Source organism: Polyangium sp. 15x6 (assembly GCF_029960785.1).
Classification (GTDB): Bacteria; Myxococcota_A; Polyangia; order Polyangiales; family Polyangiaceae; genus Polyangium.
The window spans coordinates 19,077-37,873 of the sequence record NZ_JASBQE010000110.1 but is presented as its reverse complement, the minus strand read 5'-3'; the positions used below and the strand labels follow the sequence as shown (position 1 = coordinate 37,873).

Below are 18,797 nucleotides of genomic sequence, written 5' to 3'. Positions count from 1 at the left end.
CGGTGGCAGCGGCGGCGGCGTCGGCGGTATGGGCGGCGCCGGCGGCACCGGCGGCATGGGCACCGGCGGCACAGGCGGCAGCGGCGGTATGGGCGGCGCCGGCGGCATGGGCACCGGCGGCATGGGCACCGGCGGCATGGGCGGCACCGGCGGCGCCCCTCCGTTTTGCATGCCCGGCTCGGTCGAGCCCTGTTACACGGGCCCGCGCGGCACGCAAGACGTCGGCGTTTGCAAGGCCGGCACGATCACCTGCAATCCGGATGGAATGGCCTATGGCCCCTGCACCGGCGAAGTGCTCCCGACCGCCGAGGTCTGCGCGACGCCCGAGGACGACGATTGCGACGGACAAACCAACGAGGAAGGCGCCGACTGCATCTGCGCCCCCGGCTCGTCCGAGCCTTGTTACACCGGCCCCATGGGCACCGCCGGCATCGGCATCTGCATGGCGGGCACGCAGACCTGCAACGATCTCGGTACCGCGTACGGACCCTGCACCGGCGAGATCACGCCCGCGGCCGAGACCTGCGCGACGGCCGAGGACGACGATTGCGACGGACAAACCAACGAGGAAGGCGCCGATTGCGTCTGCCCCCCGAATGCCGTCCTCCCCTGTTACACCGGGCCGATGGGCACGCTCGGCGTCGGCCTCTGCAAGGCCGGGACGGCGATGTGCGACGCGCTCGGCACCTCGCTCGGGCCCTGCATGGGAGAAACCCTCCCGGCGACCGAGTCCTGCGCCACGACCGGCGACGACGATTGCGACGGACAAACCAACGAGGGCTGCGTCTGCGTCCCCGGCACGACGCAGAGCTGCTACACCGGCCCCGCGGGCACCGCGGGCGTCGGCGCCTGCAAGGCCGGCACGCGGAGCTGCAATGCGCAAGGCACCGGATACGGGGCCTGCACCGGCGAGGTCCAGCCGCAACCCGAGAGCTGCATGACGGCCGACGACGACGATTGTGACGGACAAACCAACGAGGGTTGCGCCGGACAGACCTGCGCAATCTACCAGGAAAACTTCGACGACGGCACCGCGAGCCCGCTCAGCGCGGGCGTGTACAAGGTCGACTGGTGCGACGATTACATCCCGCTCGCCTCGAACTCGCCGCTCTGCATGACGGGCCGCACCCTCCGCACGAACGATTCCACGATCGATCCCACGATCTGGGTCTACAAGGGCGACGCGAGCTGCACCTCCGTGCGCTTGAATTACACCTACTACCAGTTCGCGCTCGCGAACGTGAACGTCTCCTACCAGCAGAGCAACGATACGGTCGAATCCTGCGAGAAATCGGGCGGCTTCACCACCGTCACCGGCCATACCCCGCTCCAGGCCTGCACGGCGCAGACGCAGATCACGATCCCGTTCGGCAGCTCGAAGGGCGTCTACATCCGCTTCGACCACGGCACGGGGCCGAACGCGCTCTGGATCGACAACCTCTCCCTGGAGCTCGTCGGCTGCGGCTGTTGAGCCTCCGGGCGAATCGCGTTATCGTCGGGCATGGTCTCCCGCGCCCGCCGCTCGCCCTCCCCTGCCCTCGCCGCGCTCCTCGCCGCCCTCCCGCTCGGTTGCGGCGCGCCGCAAACCCCGGCGAACGTCGACGCGACCGCCCCGAAGCCCGCTGAATCCCCGGCCCCGCTCGCGAGCACGGCGCCGCCGACCGAAGCCGCGCCCCCCACGAACGAAACGCCGAGCCCCGCCCCCGAAAAACCCGCGCGGCCGCCGAGCCCCTTTCACCCTCTGGTCATACACGCGCAGCCGAGCTTCCGGATGTTCGTGCTCCCCTCGTTCATCGCGGCGATCAGCGGCGATTACCTCTCGACGCCCATTCGGATCGACGGAAACGGCGCGCGGGTCGATCGGAGCCTCTACGCCGGGCTCAAGGGCCTCGACGAGCAGAATGCATTCTACGTCATGTGGGTCACGGGGGATCTGCCGAAGCACGGCAAGCTCGGGCTCAACCTGCCCGGCGAGCGCGGCGGCGAGGATGTTTTTTATTCGTGGAAGGGCTCGACCTGGGCCCGCGACCCGGACAAACCCATGCCGCCCGCGGTCTCGTCCGCGTATTATATGGGCGGGATCTATTCGGCCGCGCCCTGGGGCGAGCGGACGATTTACGAAATCAACGATCCCAAGCTCGACGAATCCAAGCCGATCTTCGTGCTCGGTCCCGGCGGAAGCAGCCCGCCCGTGCCCGAGATTGCCAAGGGCGCAGGGAGCTGCAAGACGAAGCTGCTCGGCCACGCAGACCTCAGGGCATTGCCTTCGGGAGACCTGCTCGGCTTCGGCAAGGAGTGCCGCGAGGGAGACAAGCCCTCGTTTTACGGGCAATCGGGCGCGGGGCCGCTCGCCGTGGAGCGCTGGCCCAAGGGATCACGCACATCGGTGCTCGACGTGCTGCCGGGCTCCGACGTCGTGACCTCGCTCCTCCCGGGCTCGCGGTTTTACGTGCTCGGCCCGAACGACGTCCTCGCCGTGGCCCTGCCCGGCGACCACGGGGCAGCCTACACGGCGCACTGGAATGGAAAGAGCTGGAGCGACATCTCGCCCGGCGGAAGCGAGAGCGTGAACGACGCCTTCCGCACGAAGGACGGCGCGCTCTGGCTCCTGCGCGAGAAGGGGCTCGATCGATATACGTCCGGGAAATGGACGACCTTCACGCCCGGCGGCATACGCAACACGATCGAATGGGTAAAGGTCGGCCCGGACGATAAAATCTGGGCCGGCCGCTCCGAGGAGCTCTTGACCCTCGAAAAGGACGGCTTCCGCGTCATCCCGCTGCCGGAGCTCGATCCCCGGGAGGAAGGCACACCGATCGACATCGTCTTCCGCGGCGACGAGACCCTCGTCCCGGCGCGCGCCGGCGGCCAGGTGACGGTGCTCTCCACGAAAAAGCCCGCAAAGGTGCTGGATCTCGACGCCCCGGACGCGCCCGCGGAAGGCGCGCCGCCGCCGCCGCGCCCGGCGCCCAAGACCGAGCTCCACGCGTTCTCCCGCGTCACGCCCGGGACACCGGGCTGCAAGGATCTCTTCGTCGTGCTCTACAAGCTCGCGAAGGTGGCCCCGCCCGATTACGATTTTCCCCTGACCCGCGCGGCGCTGAAGGGCCACACCGAGCTCTCGAGCGTGAGATTCGCCGAGACCGAGGACGCGGGCCGCCGCTATTTCGTGGCCTTCGTGCCGAGTTTTTCCCTCGGCCAGAAGCTCGTGAAGACCGTGCAGGAAGGCGTGAAGAACTCGACGCCGCAGCTCCTCTGCGGTAAACCCGCCCGGACGAACCGGGACATCCGCATCGACCTACGCACCGGGGAGATTGTCAAGGCGAACCCATGATTTCCGGAAGGATCGTCCTCCTCGCCACGCTCGCCTCCGGGCTCTTCGGGCTCGCCGCCGCGCGAAGCGCCGAGCCCATGCGAATGCCGGGGCCCGCGCCCGTGCCGCGCCGCGCTCACGCGGCCGAGGAGAACGCCCATTGCGAGGGCTGCCACGCGGACATCGCCGCGGAATGGCGCGCCTCGCTGCACAAGAAGGCCCACGACGATCCGGCATATCAACGGGCCCTCGCCATCGAACCCCTGCCCTTTTGCCGCGGTTGCCACGCGCCGGAGGCCGATCCGATGCGCGATCCACCGCCCGAGCTCGGCTCCCTCGGCGTCGCGTGCATCTCGTGCCACGGCGACCTCGCGCACGTGCTCGCCGCCCCGCGGGAGACGCCGCGCATCGCGCCGCATCCGGTCGCACGCGACGCCGCCTTTGCCTCGGCCTCCGCGTGCGCCCGTTGCCACGAATTCTCCTTTCCCGATCCCGATCGACGCTTCGCGCCGCTCTTCATGCAATCGACGGCGAGCGAGCATCGCGCCTCGCCGTTCGCCGGCCAAAGCTGCGCCGAATGCCACATGCCCCTCGTCGGCGAGGGCGCATCGAAGCACCGCAGCCATCGTTTCCCGGCCTCGCGGGATCCCGCGCTCCTGCGCGCCTCGGCCCGCATCACGGCTTCGCGCGGGGGCGCGGGCACGGTCGTGGTGCGTATCGAGCCGCTCGCCCTCGGGCACGCATTCCCTACCGGCGATCTCTTCCGGCGCCTCGCCATCCGCGCCGAGGCCGTGGGCCCGGAGCAAAACGTGCTTTCCGAGGACGTCCGTTACCTCTCGCGGCGCTTCGGCCGCGGCAAAGGCCGCGACGGCCGCTCCATCAAAGTGCTCACCGGCGACGACCGCGTCATGCCCGGCGCGCCGTCCATCGTCACGCTGTCGCTCGGCGAAAAAGCGGGAGGCGCGCCGATCCTCTGGCAAGTCGCCTATGAGCGGGTGGAGCACCCGATTGAAGAGGACTCGGATCAGGCTGTCGTGGAAGGCGAGGTCGTGCTCGCCGAAGGGACGCTCGCGCCGCCCTGAGCGTTACGCCCGAATCTCCGATCCGGGCACCCACCACGCGTGATACCCGGTCGGCACGCGCTGCGGGAGTTTTACCCGCGCGAGAGGCGCCCTCGTGACGTCCTTCGCGTCGAGCACGTACGCCTCACTCTCGCCGCTCGCCTCGTCGACGACGAACGTCACGAGATAGCCGTCGTCCTCGCGGATCGAGCCCACGCGCGGCGCGAACACGACCTCGCTGCCGAAGCGGCCCGCCGGATACGCGTGCGCGGCGCTCGTCCCCGCCTCGTAATCGTACTTGACCACGCCGTCGAAGAGCAGCGTCGGCGCCGATGCGTGGAGCCGCGGGTTGTAGCTATATCGCGTCTTCCGGCCGAGCGCGCGGTTATCCATGCGGGGGAACTCGGTGAGCACGTCGTCGAGGCGCGACTCCTTCACGCCCCCCGTCTTCGTATCGAGCTCCCATCGATACAGGTTCGGCTCGAGCCGCAAGAACCCGATCGTCGGCACCTCGCGCGCTGGATTTCGCGGGTCCCCGACGACGGGCGCGTCGATCTTGCACCCGACGAGCACGATCCGAGCCCCCTCCTCCCACGCGTTGATGGTGTGGTACATGTAAAACGGCTCGGTTTCGAACCAGCGAATCTGGGACCCCGGCGCGTGGCGCGGGAGCAGGCCGATCCGCGCCGGTTTGTCACGAAAATACTTGACCTTCGTCTTGCCGACGGCGAGGAGCTCCGGGTCCCATTGCATCGACATGTCGAAGAAGAGGGTGAAACGCTCGGTGATCGCGAGATCGTGCTGGAGGCGCGGGCCGGGCAAATCGATCTCCGTCTTGTGCACGAGCTCGCCCGAGGGCGAGACGACGGCGTACGTGAGGTAGGGCGGATAGGGCTTGTAATCGAAGAGCATCAGCTCGCCCGTGACCGCGTCGACCTTCGGGTGCGCCGAGATCGTGGGCATCTTGCCGCCCCACGTCTCGGTGCCAGAGGTCTCGAGCGAGAGCGGATTCACGACATACGCCGCGCCGCCGAGCCACCAGAGCGAATACAGCCGGCCCCCGTGAAACACGAGATCCGTGTTCGAGGTGTCCTTGAAAGGCCCGCGCGGATTCGTGAAATCGGGCCGCTCCGTGACGCCCGTCCACAGCGACGCGCCCGCCTTCTCTTCTTCGAGGAACGCCCACGTGCGCACCCAGCGGTTCGCATACCTCGCGCGCCCGTCCTCGAACTGGAGCGCGTGAATCATCCCGTCGCCGTCGAACCAGTGGTAACGCCCCTTCTGCCGGAATCGCGGGTTCGAGCCGTTGCGCACGAACACGCCCGCGAGGTCTTTCGGGATCTCGCCGATCACGGGCAGATCGTGGGCCGTGATCTCGCAATCGATGGGCGCGTAGTTGCCCGAAAGATAAGGCGGCGCGGGGCTCTCGGCGCCCGAAATCATGGTCATCGTCATGGCTGTCTCCGGCGTGGACGGGGCGGCTCGCGCGCCCCACGTGCGCGAGCCGGGGAGGATAAGGAACCACGTTTCGGGGCGCAAGGGTCCATGTCCCAGGGAAACGAGCTCTCGGAAGGGACGTGGCGGCAGCCCGCACACGTGCTAGCCGAAAGCATCCCGTGGCCAAGTCTTCTCCCACTCCCGTCCTCGAAAGCCGCCCCGCGCACATCCCCGTCGGCCCCCGGCTCGAAGCCGTGCTCGAGCTCGCCTATCGAGCGCGCCGCCCCGTGCTGCTCGAAGGGCCGACCGGCATCGGCAAGAGCGACATCGTCAAGAAGCTCGCCGATCGCCTCGGCATCGCCCACGTGGTGCTCGACCTGTCGCTGCTCGAGCCGCCGGACCTCGTGGGCCTGCCCGTCATTCAGGACGGCCGCACGCGTTACGCCGTGCCCGACATCCTGCCGCAAGACGGCGCGGGCATCCTGATGCTCGAAGAGCTGAACCGCGCCGAGCGCTACATCCAGCAGCCGGCGCTGCAGCTCCTCAGCGCGCGGCGCCTGCACGGATACGAGCTGCCGCCGGGCTGGGCCTGCTTCGCCGCCGTCAACCCCGAAAGCGAAGGTTATCACGTGACGCCGCTCGACAAGGCGCTCCGGGCGCGCTTTCTGAGCCTGCCCGTGCGCGCTGATCGCCCGAGCTGGCTCGCGTGGGCGCAGGTGAACGACGTGCACCCGGGCGTCATCGCGATCGCGCAGGCGCACGAGCGCGTGCTCGACGACGTGCCGCCGCGGACCTGGACGTACGTCTCGCACCTCCTGAAGACGCTACGCCCCGACGAAATCGAGAACGTGGGCCTCCTGCGCGACGCGCTCTCGGGGTATTTGCCGACGTCGTGGCTCGAGCTCGTCGTTTCGAGCCGCGGCGTGTGGTCGAGCCGCCTGCCCTTCGACGTGCGCGCGCTGCTCGCCGACTACGATCGTCGCGCCGATCTCTCGCGCGCCGTGCGTGGCTTTGCGGAGGCCGGACAAACCGATCGCCTCGACGAGATCACGACGCGCCTCGTGCGCCTGCTCGAAGGGCCCGAGGCCGGCGTGCTCGCGGGCGAGCGGCAAATCACGCTCGCCTCGTTCGAGGCGCTGCTCGCGGATCTGCCCGGCGATCAGCGCGACAAACTCGTCGAGGCGCTCGGTCGAAACCCCACGGCGACCTCGCTCGTCGACGTGCGCCCCGAGGAGCTCTGCGAGCGTTACGCGAATAGCCCCGCGCAACGCAAGGTCCAGGGCTGGGCCGCCGATCCGTTGAAGCAGCACCGCGTGGGCCTCGCCGTGACGGCGCTCTCGTCGCACCTCGAACGACAAACCAAGCTCGCGGAGGTCAAGCGCAGCAACGTGGTCCGCGCGAGCCTCGGCGTGCTGCTCGCGGAGCTGCCCGAGCGCTGGGCGCTCGATCTCGTGGCGACGTGCAAGCGCCTCGGCATCACCCCCATCCGCCCCGGTTGACGTCGCTATGGTCGATCCCGTCCGCGCTTTCCTCGACGATTTCGTACGAACGAGCGATTTCGCGCGGCGATACCCGTATTACGCGGCCGTCCTCGCGAAGATGGTGCCCGTCGCCGATCCTTCCGTGAAGCGGATGGCCGTCTCGCTCCACGAAGGTCGGTTTTTCCTGCACGTGAACGTGGACTCGTTCCTGCGCGAGCCCCAATGGCTGCGCGGGGTGCTCCTGCACGAGGTGCATCACGTGGTCCTCGGGCACCTCTCGCACCCCAAATTCGCGGATCCCGCGGAGCCGGAGCTCCTCGATCTCGCGCTCGAAATGAGCGCGAACGAGTTCATCGAGGAGCCTTTGCCCGACCCGATCACGTGGCAGAAATACACGGCGTTCGGCATTCGCGCGGGCCAGAGCAGCCTGGAGCGCTACGAAAAACTGCTCGAAGCGGCGCGGGCCAGTAAATTCACGGCCAAGCACGCGCCCGGCGGCGAGACGGTCGACGAGCACAGGCTGCTCCGGCGCGCGGCCGGCGCGCCTGGGTCGGTGGAGCAAGCCCGGATGCTCGTGGCACGGGCGATGGAGACCGCGGGAGACGTGGGGCCAGAGGGGCCGCCGGAGCGCAGGCTGCTCGCGGGAAAGGAGCCGGGGCGGCTGCTCGCGGAGCTCGACGGCGTGCTCGGGCCGCCGGAATGTTTCGTCGACTGGAAGACGGCGCTGCGCATGTTCACGTCGCGAAGGCGCACGCCCGTGGGCACGTTCGCGCGGCCGAGCCGGCGTTTTCCCACGCGAATCGGCGAGGTCCCGGGGCGCGCGTGGTCGCCGCGGGCCATGGCGCGGCCGCGCGTGCTCGTGACGATTGATACGTCGATGAGCATGACGGACGCCGAGCTCGCCGAGATCGGAAAGCAACTCGCGCTGCTGGCGGAAGAGGCCCGGATCACGGTGGTCGAATGCGATTGCGAGATCCAGCGCGTCTACCCGTTCACCGGCGTGATCACCGACGTGCAGGGCCGCGGCGGTACGGATCTTCGAAAGGTCTTCGCCGAGAGTTTTTGGCGCACGCACGCGCCCGACGGAATCGTGTATTTCACCGACGGCGAGGGCCCCTTCCCCGAGGAGCCGCCGCCCATCCCCACGCTCTGGATCCTCACGAAGCCGCAGAGTTTTGCGTGCCCGTGGGGCGAACGTGCGATCCTGGAGCGCCGCCGCGCGCGGTGACGAGATGCACAGGAACCAATCATGGGAGCCTTCGACGACGTCCTCGGAATGGTGTCTTGCCCCGCGTGCGGCGCGCGGCACGATCGTGGCCTTCAAACGACGCTCTTCGAGCCCGACTACCACGATCGCCCCGGGGGGACGTTCGAGATCGGAGGAGCGCCGATCCGGGTGCACCTCTCGGTCGAGCACTTCGAAGAGCGCGCGGGCCGCGAGGGCTGGGACGACGATTGGATCGCGCTCGCGCCGTGGCTGCGTGATATGCCGCTCGTGGTCATCGCCGAAGATCAGGCGTTTTACTGCTCATGTGCCGCGTTTGTCGTGCCGGAGCTCCACTTTGACCTCTGCGCGGACGGCGACCACACCGACGTCCGCCTCGTCGGCGTCGAAGCGGAGCTCCTCTCGCGCGAGGACGCGCTCGTCGGGGTTCATTTCTCCGAGCTGATCCCGCCGGAGCTCGTCCCGCTCGCGGAGCGTTCGCAATGGGCGAAGGCCCTGAAGGACGGAACGCACGAAGAGCGCAGGCGGATCCTCGCGGCCGCGTATCGAGAGCACGCGTTCCTGCCGCTGGTCTCCGCACCACGCACGCCCTCGCCCGTGGGATCGGACTTCCTCTCGGCTCCGATGCGCTGCAGAGCGTGCGGCGACCGCCGGACGCGATTTTGCCATACGTCTCTCTTTCAAGATCCGGAGGCGCCGTCCTACGCGGAATGGGTCGCGGGCGAGGCGATCCCCGTCCCGATCCCGCCCGGCAGCACACGCCTTTACCACGCGAAACGCCCCCTGGTCCTCGGCGAGCGATTCGGCGTCCTCGAAGCTTCTTACTCCTGGTTCTGCGCCTGCGGCGCCGGGCCGGTGATCCCGCTCCTCTGGTTCGCCGCCGGCCCGGAATCCGTGACGCTCACCGAGATGGAAGCGCTCGATCACGTGGACGACGAAACGCTCTCGCGCGTGAGCTTCGTTCACTTCGAGCACCTCTCGTCGCTCGCCCGAGGCGCCTCATGAAACGATGATCATGCGTCAGTTACCGGTCGAGCGAGCTCACTCGTGCGATCGTGCCTCTCGCCGTTCCGCTCGCGCCGCTCTCGTCTTCAGGGAATCGGTCGAGGCGTCGCCCCGCTGTCCGATGCCTTCGAGGCCGCGCGGTTCTTGTCGATGACCGCGTAAATGATGAGGGCGTTCGCGAAGAGGCGGACGAGGTACACGTAAGGATAGTCGTCCTCGGGGAGCTTCACGATGGCGAGGATCAGCCGGTTCACGGCCATGAGCGAGAACGAGAGCGCGAAGAGCGCGAAGAGCCGATCCCGCGTGCTGCGCCAGAAACGCAGGAAAAATAGCGAGATCACCGCAAATCCGAGGATCAGAGCTCCACTGAACAGATCGTTCATCTCGGCATGCCTCGCCTCTGTTCACTCGCGAAGATCGTATACCAGACCATAGAGGAGAAATGAGACGCCCATCAGGGCGGGAATTTGCCTGACCGTGGAGAGATCGTGCTCGGGGATCATGATCAGATCCACGAACAGGAGCACGTTGTTCAAGGCGAGCCCGGCGAAGCAGAGCCCGCTCCACAACAAGAGGCGCACCTTGCGCGCAGCATATGCACGCCAGAGCAGCGTCATCGCGACGAGGCTGGTGAGCGTGCAGAGGATGTACACGACGGCCGGTATCATGCTCCCCCTCCTTTCTTTTTCAGCATGAACGCATCCGCGAACGCGCGAAGGTCACTCTCGGGACGCCCATAGACGAGATCGATCACGGCGAGCCGTCGCTCCTTGTAGAGCCTCGCCGCAGCGTCGATCAGCACCGCGGTCTCCTCGGATTCGGGGCCGTGCTGGTACACGGGCCCGCGCTCGGTGTGGCGAACCTTGATGAACTGCTGGTCCGCGAGGTGCTCGAGGCGGCGCCCGATCGACATCAAGCTCGATCCGAGCTCGCGGCTCACCTCGTCGGCGCGCCATTCGCGCGGCGTGGTGTTACGCAGAAGGCAGATCACCTCGAGATGCTCGAGGGAGGACACGTGCTCCTGGATGAATCGCGCGAGCTCCGCCGGAATGGGCCCAGAGAAAAACTTGACGCCTCCGTCCGGTTTCGAGCCGCGATCGTTATGATCTCCCCCCATTGCCACCATCCAGGCTCGCCGTCAGGGGACCTCGCGGAGGGCCACGGCCTCCGCAGACTCGACGCGCGCGCAAGGCGCACCCACGAGCCCCGCGATGGCGCGGACGAGCTCGGCAGGATCGATCGGTTTGGCAGCGTGGCGCTGGAAGCCCGCCGCGAGCGCGCGGGCCTGATCCTCGGCGCGCGCATGCGCCGTGAGGGCCAGCGCAGGCACCGCGCCCCCGCGCTCGGGCGCGCGGCGACGGACGAAATCGATGAAGTCGTAGCCATCCTCGCCCGGCATCGCGATGTCACTGACGAGCACGTGCGGACGCGCGGCGTCGAGCTCGGCGATCGCTTCGCGCACCGTGGCCGCGATGCGGACGTCGGCGCGATGCGCGGCGAGGACCTGGCGCAGGATCTCGCGTGTGTCCTGATCGTCGTCGACCACGAGGACCCGCAGGCCGCTGAGATCGGGCAGCGGGAGGCGCGATTTGCCATAGGGCGGAGGCGTCGGGCCGTCGTTCTCGCGGGGCAGGAACACCGAGGGGAGGCGGATGGTGAACGTCGAGCCCTGGCGCGGCCCTTCGCTGTGCGCGCTGACCGTGCCGCCGTGCGAGACCACGATGTGCCGCACGACCGCGAGGCCGATGCCGAGGCCGCCGTGCATGCGGCGGCTGGAGCTGTCGCCCTGGCGAAACCGATCGAAGACGTAGGGGAGAAAATCGGGGCGGATGCCCTCGCCGTTGTCCGCGACGGCGAGCTCGAGCTCGTCGCCCACGCGGCGCAGGCGCACCTCGATGCGCCCGCCGCGCGGGGTGAACTTGATGGCGTTCGAGAGCAGGTTCGTCGCGACCTGCCGCAGCCGCTCCGGATCACCCTCGACCGCGTCCTTGCCCGCGGAGGACACCACCACGAGCGTGATGTCCTTGGCCTGCGCGGCGGGGCGGAGCGCGTCGACGGAGGCCTCGACGAGCGGCGCGAGGCGCACCTGCCGCTGCTCCATGCTCATCTTGCCGGTGACGATGCGCGAGACGTCGAGCAGGTCCTCGATGAGCTTGTTCTGCGCGCCGGCGTTGCGATCGATCACCTCGAGCCCACGCGCGAGCTTGGCCGCGTCGGGCTGCGTCTCGCGCAGGATCCGCGTCCAGCCGATGATGGCCGTGAGCGGGGTGCGCAGCTCGTGCGAGAGCGTCGCGAGGAACTCGTCCTTGAGCCGGCTCACCTCGCGCTCCTCGGCGTGGAGGAGGTTCTGCAGCGCGACCGATGCGAGCTGCGCGGAGAGCAGGAGCAGCGACTCGTCGTCCTCGCTGAAGCTGTCGGCCTCGCCGTTCGTGACCTCGATCCACCCGACGCACGCGCCGTCCGCGCCGACGAGCGGCACGGCCATGAGCGGGCCGGGTTCGTCGGCGTTCACCGGATCTCGCTGCGCGCGCTCCGACGCGGAGAGCGTGACCACGCTCCCCGCGGTGGCGACGCGCGTGAAGATCCAGTCGCTCGCGGGATCCGCCGGGACCGTCCGCGGCGCGGCGAGCCCGCCCGCCGAGGACGCGGCGGAGCCGTGCTTCGAACCGCTCACGAGCGCCACGAACGACGACCTCGCCCCGAGCGCGGCGCGTGTGCCCGAGGCGATGGCGTCGAGCATCGCGTCGACCGATCGCGCCGCGTTGATCGAGAGCGACGCTCGCGCCAGCGCCGCGAGCTGACCCGCCTTCTTGGCGATCGCCTGCGTCGCGAGGTTCGCCTCCTCCGTCTTGCGGTAGAGCTCGACGAAGACCGAGACCTTGGCGCGCAGGATGTCCGAATCGACGGGCACGAGCATGTAGTCGACGGCGCCGAGCGCGTAGCCCTGCTCCGCCTGGATCGCGTCGCCGAACGCGGTGAGGAAGATGATCGGCGTCTGCCGCGAGCGCTTGCGCTGTCGGATGAGGCGCGCCGTCTCGAAGCCGTCCATGATCGGCATGTCGACGTCGAGCAGGATGACCGCGAAGTCCTCCTGCAGGAGGAACCGAAGCGCCTCCCGCCCGCTCTGCGCGAGGACGACCCGCTCCCCGAGCTCGGAGAGCATGGTCTCGACCGCGAGGAGCCTGTCCCTGCGATCGTCCACGACGAGAATTCCGACCTTGTCGCGAGCGTGCTTCATGCCGCTCTCTCCTCTTGGTGGATGGGCTCCGCTCACCTGTGCAGCCAGAAGCGCAGCCGCGCGAAGAGCTGCTCGGGATCCACGGGCTTCGCGATGTAGTCGGTTGCCCCGGCCTCGAAGCACTTCTCGCGATCGCCCTTCATGGCCTTCGCGGTCACGGCGACGATCGGGAGCGCGCGCCATTCCTCGCGTGCCCGTATCGTCCGGATCGTATCGTATCCGTCCATCTCGGGCATCATGATGTCCATCAGGACGACGTCGATTCCGGCGCTCTCTTCGAGCACCTTGATCGCGTCCCGCCCCGTCTCCGCCGCCTGCGTGATCATCCCCTGCTCTTCGAGGATGGTCGTCATGGCGAAGATGTTACGGATGTCGTCGTCCACGATGAGCACGCGTTTGCCGGCGAGAACCTGCTGCGAGCTGTGAAGCCGCTCGAGCGCCTGCCGCTGCGCGGGCGTGAGCCTGTCGATGGGCAGGTGCAAGAAGAGCGCGACCTCGTCGATGAGGCGCTCCTCCGAACGGCTGTGCTTGAGCACGCCGACGTGCCCGATCCGCTCGATGCGCTCTTCGTCGGCCGGTGACATGCCGCCCGGCACGTGCACGATGAAGGGCACGTTCGCGATCACCGCGATGCTCGACGCGCGCCGCACGAGATCGAGCCCGTGCCCGTCGGGCAGGTCGACCGCCGTGACGACCGCGTCCGGGCGGTCCACGGTGAGCGCATCGATGGCCTCGTCGAGCGAGCCCGCGACGCGGATCTCGACGTTGTCGTGCTGGAGCAGGTTGATCTTGGCCGTACGCTCCGGCCCCTCGGACTCGACGACGAGGAGCGAGCGTCGCTCTGCGTCGAGGAACTCGATGATCCGCTCGATCGCGTGCGAGAGCGCGTCCCGCGTGCGGACGGGCTTCGAGAGCACGTCCCGCGCGCCCATCCGCAGCGCGCGCTCGCGCTCGTCGACGTCCGTCGTGATCACCTGCACCGGCACGTGCCGCATGCCGAGGTCGTGCTTGAGCCGATCGAGGACACGCAGGCCGTCGATGTCGGGCAGGTGCAGATCGAGCGAGACCGCCGCGGGCTTGAGCTCGCGCGCCATGGAGAGCGCGTCCGCCCCGCGATGCGCGACCACGGCCTTGAGCCCACGCTCGCGCGCGACCTCCACGATGAGCCGCGCGAACGCGAGATCGTTCTCGACGACGAGCAGCGATCGCTCGCCCGGCCGGATGACCGTGCGATCGTCTTCGATCGACACGGGCAGGAGCGGCGGGGTGTCGATGATCAAGGGCTCGGGCACCTCGTAGGCCGCGATCGCGTTCGAGGACTCGAGCATCGCGGACGGGCGCGTGCGGGCCACGCGCTGCGGCGCCGCGTACACGTGCGGCACGTAGAGCGTGAAGGTGCTGCCGCGCCCGGGCTGGCTCGACAGGCGCAGCTCGCCGCCGAGCAGGTTCGCGATGCCGCGGCTGATGGCGAGGCCGAGGCCCGTGCCGCCGTACTTGCGGCTCGTCGAGCCGTCCGCCTGCTGGAAGGCCTCGAAGATGATCTGCTGCTTGTCGGGGGAGATGCCGATGCCAGTGTCGTGCACGCTGAACGCGATCGCCCAGCCCGCGCGGCCGATGTGCTCGTTCTCGGGGCTGTAGCCGTCCGAGACGGTGCGTACCTCGAGGCGCACCTTGCCGCGCTCGGTGAACTTGAAGGCGTTCGACAGCAGGTTCTTGAGCACCTGCTGCAGACGCTTGGCGTCGGTGTGGATCGAACGCGGCAGCATGGGCGCGAAGTCGAGCTCGAACTCGAGCTTCTTCGCGTCCGCGACGTGCCGGAACGTGCGCTCCACGTAGTCGGCGAGGTCGCGGAACCAGACCTCTCCGACGTCGACGACGACGGTGCCCGACTCGATCTTCGACAGGTCGAGGATGTCGTTGATGAGGCCGAGCAGCTCGTTTCCGGACGAGTGGATCGTCTTGGCGAAATCGACCTGCTTGGGGAAGAGGTTGCCGTCCGTGTTCTTCGAGAGCTGCTCGGAGAGGATCAGGAGGCTGTTCAGCGGCGTCCGGAGCTCGTGCGACATGTTCGCGAGGAACTCGGACTTGTACTTCGAGGTCAGCGCGAGCTGCTTGGCCTTCTCTTCGAGGGCCTGACGGGCTTGCTCGACCTCGCGGTTCTTGCGCTCGACCTCCACGTTCTGCTGGGCGAGCAGGCGCGCCTTCTCGCCGAGCTCCGCGTTCGTCTGGCGCAGCTCCTCCTGCTGGCTCTGGAGCTCCCGCGCGAGGGACTGCGACTGCTTCAGCAGATCCTCGGTGCGCATGTTCGCCTCGATCGTGTTGAGCACGATGCCGATCGACTCCGTGAGCTGATCGAGGAACGCGAGGTGCGTGGGGCTGTACCGCTCGAACGAGGCGAGCTCCAGGATGGCCTTGACCTGGCCCTCGAAGAGCACGGGCAGGACCACGATGTTCACGGGCGCGGCCTCGCCGAGGCCGCTCGTGATCGTGATGTAGTCGGGCGGCGCGTTGACGAGCAGGATGCGCTCCTTTTCGAGCGCGCACTGACCGACGAGCCCCTCGCCGAGACGGAACTGGTTGTCCGAGTGCTTCCTCTGCTTGTACGCGTAGCTCGCGAGGAGCTTCAGGATCGGCTCCTCCTTCGAGACGTCCATCGTGTAGAAGACGCCCTGCTGCGCGGAGACGACAGGCGCGAGCTCCGAGAGGATCAGCCGGCCGACGGTGAGCAGGTCCTTCTGGCCCTGGAGCATGCGCGAGAACTTGGCGAGGTTCGTCTTCAGCCAGTCCTGCTCGCTGTTCTTCAGCGTGGTGTCGCGCAGGTTCCGGATCATCTCGTTGATCGTGTCCTTGAGGGCGGCGAGCTCGCCCTGGGCCTCGACCTTGATGCTCCGCGTGAGGTCACCCTTCGTGACGGCGGTCGCGACCTCGGCGATCGCGCGGACCTGCGTCGTCAGGTTCGCGGCGAGCTGGTTGACGTTGACCGTCAGATCACGCCACGTGCCCGAGGCGCCCGGCACGCTCGCCTGGCCGCCGAGCTTGCCCTCGACGCCGACCTCGCGCGCGACCGTCGTCACCTGATCGGCGAACGTCGCGAGCGTGTCGATCATGCCGTTGATCGTGTCCGCGAGCTCGGCGATCTCGCCCTTCGCGTCGACGGAGAGCTTTCGCTTGAGGTCACCGTTCGCGACCGCGGTCACGACCTTCGCGATGCCGCGGACCTGGTTCGTCAGGTTGCCGGCCATCGAGTTGACGTTGTCGGTGAGGTCCTTCCACGTGCCGGCGACGCCCTTCACCTCGGCCTGACCGCCGAGCTTGCCTTCCGTGCCGACCTCGCGCGCCACGCGCGTCACTTCCGACGCGAACGAGTTGAGCTGATCCACCATCGTGTTGATGGTGTTCTTCAGCTCCAGGATCTCGCCCTTCACGTCGACGGTGATCTTCTTCGAGAGGTCGCCGTTCGCGACCGCCGTCGTCACGGCCGCGATGTTGCGGACCTGCGCCGTCAGGTTCCCGGCCATCGAGTTCACGGAGTCCGTGAGATCCTTCCACGTACCCGCGACGCCCTTCACGTCCGCCTGACCGCCGAGCTTGCCTTCCGTGCCGACCTCGCGCGCCACGCGCGTCACTTCGGACGCAAACGATCGGAGCTGATCGACCATCGTGTTGATGGTGTTCTTCAGCTCCAGGATCTCGCCGCGCACGTCGACGGTGATCTTCTTGGAGAGGTCACCGTTCGCGACCGCCGTCGTCACGGCCGCGATGTTGCGGACCTGCGCCGTCAGGTTCCCGGCCATCGAGTTCACGGAGTCCGTGAGGTCCTTCCACGTACCCGCGACGCCCTTCACCTCGGCCTGACCGCCGAGCTTGCCTTCCGTACCGACCTCGCGCGCCACGCGCGTCACTTCGGAAGCGAAGCCCGAGAGCTGATCGACCATCGTGTTGATGGTGTTCTTCAGCTCGAGGATCTCGCCTTTCACATCGACGGTGATCTTCTTCGAGAGGTCACCATTCGCGACCGCCGTCGTCACGGCCGCGATGTTGCGGACCTGCGCCGTCAGGTTCCCGGCCATCGAATTCACGGAGTCCGTGAGATCCTTCCACGTACCCGCGACGCCCTTCACGTCCGCCTGACCGCCGAGCTTGCCCTCCGTGCCGACCTCACGCGCCACGCGCGTCACTTCCGACGCGAACGAATTGAGCTGATCCACCATCGTATTGATGGTGTTCTTCAGCTCGAGAATCTCGCCCTTCACGTCGACGGTGATCTTCTTCGAGAGATCGCCATTCGCGACCGCCGTCGTCACGGCCGCGATGTTGCGGACCTGCGCCGTCAGGTTCCCGGCCATCGAATTCACGGAGTCCGTGAGGTCCTTCCACGTACCCGCGACACCCTTCACATCCGCCTGACCGCCGAGCTTGCCCTCCGTGCCGACCTCGCGCGCCACGCGCGTCACTTCGGCCGCGAAAGAGCTCAGCTGATCGACCATCGTATTCGTGACGTTCTTGATCTGGAGGATCTCGCCGCGCGCATCGACGGTGATCTTCTGGGTCAAGTCGCCGTTCGCAATGGCCGTCGCGACCTTCGACACGTCGCGGAGCTGCACCGTGAGGTTACCGGCCATCGAATTCACGGAGTCCGTGAGGTCCTTCCACGTACCCGCGACACCCTTCACGTCCGCTTGACCGCCGAGCTTGCCTTCCGTGCCGACCTCGCGCGCCACGCGCGTCACTTCGGCCGCGAAGGAGCTCAGCTGATCGACCATCGTGTTGATGACGTTCTTGATCTGGAGGATCTCGCCGCGCGCATCGACGGTGATCTTCTGGGTCAAGTCGCCGTTCGCAATGGCCGTCGCGACCTTCGACACGTCACGGAGCTGCACCGTGAGGTTACCGGCCATCGAATTGACGTTGTCGGTGAGGTCCTTCCACGTGCCGGCGACGCCCTTCACCTCGGCTTGCCCGCCGAGCTTGCCTTCCGTGCCGACCTCGCGCGCCACGCGCGTCACTTCCGACGCGAACGAGTTGAGCTGATCCACCATCGTATTGATGGTGTTCTTCAGCTCGAGGATCTCGCCCTTCACGTCGACGGTGATCTTCTTCGAAAGATCGCCATTGGCGACGGCCGTCGTGACGGCGGCGATGTTACGCACCTGGCTCGTCAGGTTGCCGGCCATCGAATTCACGGAGTCCGTCAAATCCTTCCACGTGCCGGCGACGCCCTTCACGTCCGCCTGACCGCCGAGCTTGCCTTCGGTACCGACTTCGCGCGCAACGCGCGTCACTTCCGACGCGAACGAACGAAGCTGATCGACCATCGTGTTGATGGTGTTCTTCAGCTCCAGGATCTCGCCGCGCACGTCGACGGTGATCTTCTTCGAAAGGTCGCCGTTCGCGACGGCCGTTGTCACGGCGGCGATATTGCGGACCTGGGCCGTCAGATTGCCGGCCATGAAGTTCACGGAATCGGTCAGGTCCTTCCAGGTGCCGGCGACGCCTTGCACCTCCGCCTGACCGCCGAGCTTGCCTTCGGTGCCGACTTCGCGCGCCACGCGCGTCACTTCGGACGCGAACGAGCCGAGCTGATCGACCATCGTGTTCACCGTCTTCGCGGTGCGGAGGAACTCGCCTTCGAGCGGGCGGCCGTCGACTTCGAGCGCCATGGCCTGCGAGAGATCACCCTTGGCCACGGCGCCGATGACGCGCGCCATCTCGCTCGTCGGATGCACGAGATCGCTGATCAGCGCGTTGACGCTGCCGACCTTCTGCGCCCACGCGCCGAGCAGGCCCGCGACTGCGGCGCGATCGCCGATGCGGCCCTCTTTGCCGACGACGCGGCTCACGCGCTCGAGCTCCGTCGCCACCCGGCTGTTCAGCTCGACGACGTCATTGAAGGTATCTGCGATTTTTCCATCGAGGCCATCCCAATCGATGGGCAGCCGCACGGAGAAATTGCCCTTCTTGAGCGCCGTCAGCGCTTCGAGCATCAGCCGGCGATCGAGGGAGCCGCTGCGCGGCGAGGTGTCGCGTGGTTGTCGCT

Annotated in this window: 11 protein-coding genes and 1 pseudogene; 6 read left to right on the top strand and 6 right to left on the bottom strand. The window is 67.8% G+C overall.

Annotated features, from left to right (window positions below; genetic code table 11):
- The 3 genes and pseudogenes from QHF83_RS44795 to QHF83_RS44785 form a co-directional block, all read left to right on the top strand.
- Nucleotides 1-1,471 (top strand): annotated as a pseudogene (locus QHF83_RS44795) (hypothetical protein); the annotation flags it as partial.
- Nucleotides 1,472-1,501: 30 nt separating this feature from the next.
- Complete coding sequence (locus QHF83_RS44790) at nucleotides 1,502-3,334, top strand: hypothetical protein (protein WP_282424254.1); 1,833 nt, start codon at nucleotides 1,502-1,504, stop codon at nucleotides 3,332-3,334.
- Nucleotides 3,331-4,395, top strand: coding sequence for a multiheme c-type cytochrome (locus QHF83_RS44785; protein ID WP_282424253.1), 1,065 nt, complete (start codon nucleotides 3,331-3,333; stop codon nucleotides 4,393-4,395). The genes QHF83_RS44790 and QHF83_RS44785 overlap by 4 nt, the downstream gene beginning before the upstream one ends.
- 3 nt (nucleotides 4,396-4,398) lie before the next feature.
- Here QHF83_RS44785 and QHF83_RS44780 read toward each other — a convergent pair whose 3' ends face one another.
- Nucleotides 4,399-5,829, bottom strand: a complete 1,431-nt coding sequence (locus QHF83_RS44780; RefSeq protein WP_282424252.1) for a carotenoid oxygenase family protein — start codon at nucleotides 5,827-5,829, stop codon at nucleotides 4,399-4,401.
- A gap of 161 nt (nucleotides 5,830-5,990) precedes the next feature.
- On the opposite strand from QHF83_RS44780, the gene QHF83_RS44775 reads away from it, so the two are divergent.
- The 3 genes from QHF83_RS44775 to QHF83_RS44765 are packed head-to-tail and all read left to right on the top strand — an operon-like array spanning nucleotide 5,991 to nucleotide 9,522.
- Nucleotides 5,991-7,310: a MoxR family ATPase gene (locus QHF83_RS44775; protein WP_282424251.1), complete on the top strand. Its 1,320-nt coding sequence runs from the start codon at nucleotides 5,991-5,993 to the stop codon at nucleotides 7,308-7,310.
- Between the two features lie 7 nt (nucleotides 7,311-7,317).
- Nucleotides 7,318-8,520: a VWA-like domain-containing protein gene (locus tag QHF83_RS44770; RefSeq protein WP_282424250.1), complete on the top strand. Its 1,203-nt coding sequence runs from the start codon at nucleotides 7,318-7,320 to the stop codon at nucleotides 8,518-8,520.
- Nucleotides 8,521-8,541: 21 nt separating this feature from the next.
- Nucleotides 8,542-9,522, top strand: coding sequence for a hypothetical protein (locus tag QHF83_RS44765; RefSeq protein WP_282424249.1), 981 nt, complete (start codon nucleotides 8,542-8,544; stop codon nucleotides 9,520-9,522).
- 86 nt (nucleotides 9,523-9,608) lie between these two features.
- On the opposite strand, the gene QHF83_RS44760 is transcribed toward QHF83_RS44765, so the two are convergent.
- From QHF83_RS44760 to QHF83_RS44740, 5 genes are read right to left on the bottom strand one after another with little or no spacing between them, the layout of a single operon-like run.
- On the bottom strand, nucleotides 9,609-9,905 hold the full coding sequence (locus tag QHF83_RS44760) for a DUF5985 family protein (RefSeq protein ID WP_282424248.1): 297 nt from the start codon (nucleotides 9,903-9,905) through the stop codon (nucleotides 9,609-9,611).
- Nucleotides 9,906-9,926: 21 nt separating this feature from the next.
- A complete protein-coding gene (locus QHF83_RS44755; protein WP_282424247.1) occupies nucleotides 9,927-10,190 on the bottom strand; it encodes a DUF5985 family protein in 264 nt (87 codons plus the stop codon).
- The gene (locus tag QHF83_RS44750) at nucleotides 10,187-10,639 is read right to left on the bottom strand and encodes a hypothetical protein (RefSeq protein WP_282424246.1); all 453 of its coding nucleotides are present in this window, start codon (nucleotides 10,637-10,639) and stop codon (nucleotides 10,187-10,189) included. The genes QHF83_RS44755 and QHF83_RS44750 overlap by 4 nt, the downstream gene beginning before the upstream one ends.
- A gap of 21 nt (nucleotides 10,640-10,660) precedes the next feature.
- A complete protein-coding gene (locus QHF83_RS44745) occupies nucleotides 10,661-12,760 on the bottom strand; it encodes a response regulator (RefSeq protein WP_282424245.1) in 2,100 nt (699 codons plus the stop codon).
- Between the two features lie 32 nt (nucleotides 12,761-12,792).
- The gene (locus tag QHF83_RS44740; protein ID WP_348980522.1) at nucleotides 12,793-18,744 is read right to left on the bottom strand and encodes a HAMP domain-containing protein; all 5,952 of its coding nucleotides are present in this window, start codon (nucleotides 18,742-18,744) and stop codon (nucleotides 12,793-12,795) included.
- Nucleotides 18,745-18,797 lie beyond the last annotated feature (53 nt).

Bases quoted from the DNA above. Each gene is read 5' to 3' on its own strand.
- QHF83_RS44790 (WP_282424254.1), top strand. From the start codon at position 1,502: ATGGTCTCCCGCGCCCGCCGCTCGCCCTCCCCTGCCCTCGCCGCGCTC.
- QHF83_RS44785 (WP_282424253.1), top strand. From the start codon at position 3,331: ATGATTTCCGGAAGGATCGTCCTCCTCGCCACGCTCGCCTCCGGGCTC.
- QHF83_RS44780 (WP_282424252.1), bottom strand. From the start codon at position 5,829: ATGACGATGACCATGATTTCGGGCGCCGAGAGCCCCGCGCCGCCTTAT.
- QHF83_RS44770 (WP_282424250.1), top strand. From the start codon at position 7,318: ATGGTCGATCCCGTCCGCGCTTTCCTCGACGATTTCGTACGAACGAGC.
- QHF83_RS44765 (WP_282424249.1), top strand. From the start codon at position 8,542: ATGGGAGCCTTCGACGACGTCCTCGGAATGGTGTCTTGCCCCGCGTGC.
- QHF83_RS44760 (WP_282424248.1), bottom strand. From the start codon at position 9,905: ATGAACGATCTGTTCAGTGGAGCTCTGATCCTCGGATTTGCGGTGATC.
- QHF83_RS44755 (WP_282424247.1), bottom strand. From the start codon at position 10,190: ATGATACCGGCCGTCGTGTACATCCTCTGCACGCTCACCAGCCTCGTC.
- QHF83_RS44750 (WP_282424246.1), bottom strand. From the start codon at position 10,639: ATGGGGGGAGATCATAACGATCGCGGCTCGAAACCGGACGGAGGCGTC.
- QHF83_RS44745 (WP_282424245.1), bottom strand. From the start codon at position 12,760: ATGAAGCACGCTCGCGACAAGGTCGGAATTCTCGTCGTGGACGATCGC.
- QHF83_RS44740 (WP_348980522.1), bottom strand. From the start codon at position 18,744: ATGCTCGAAGCGCTGACGGCGCTCAAGAAGGGCAATTTCTCCGTGCGG.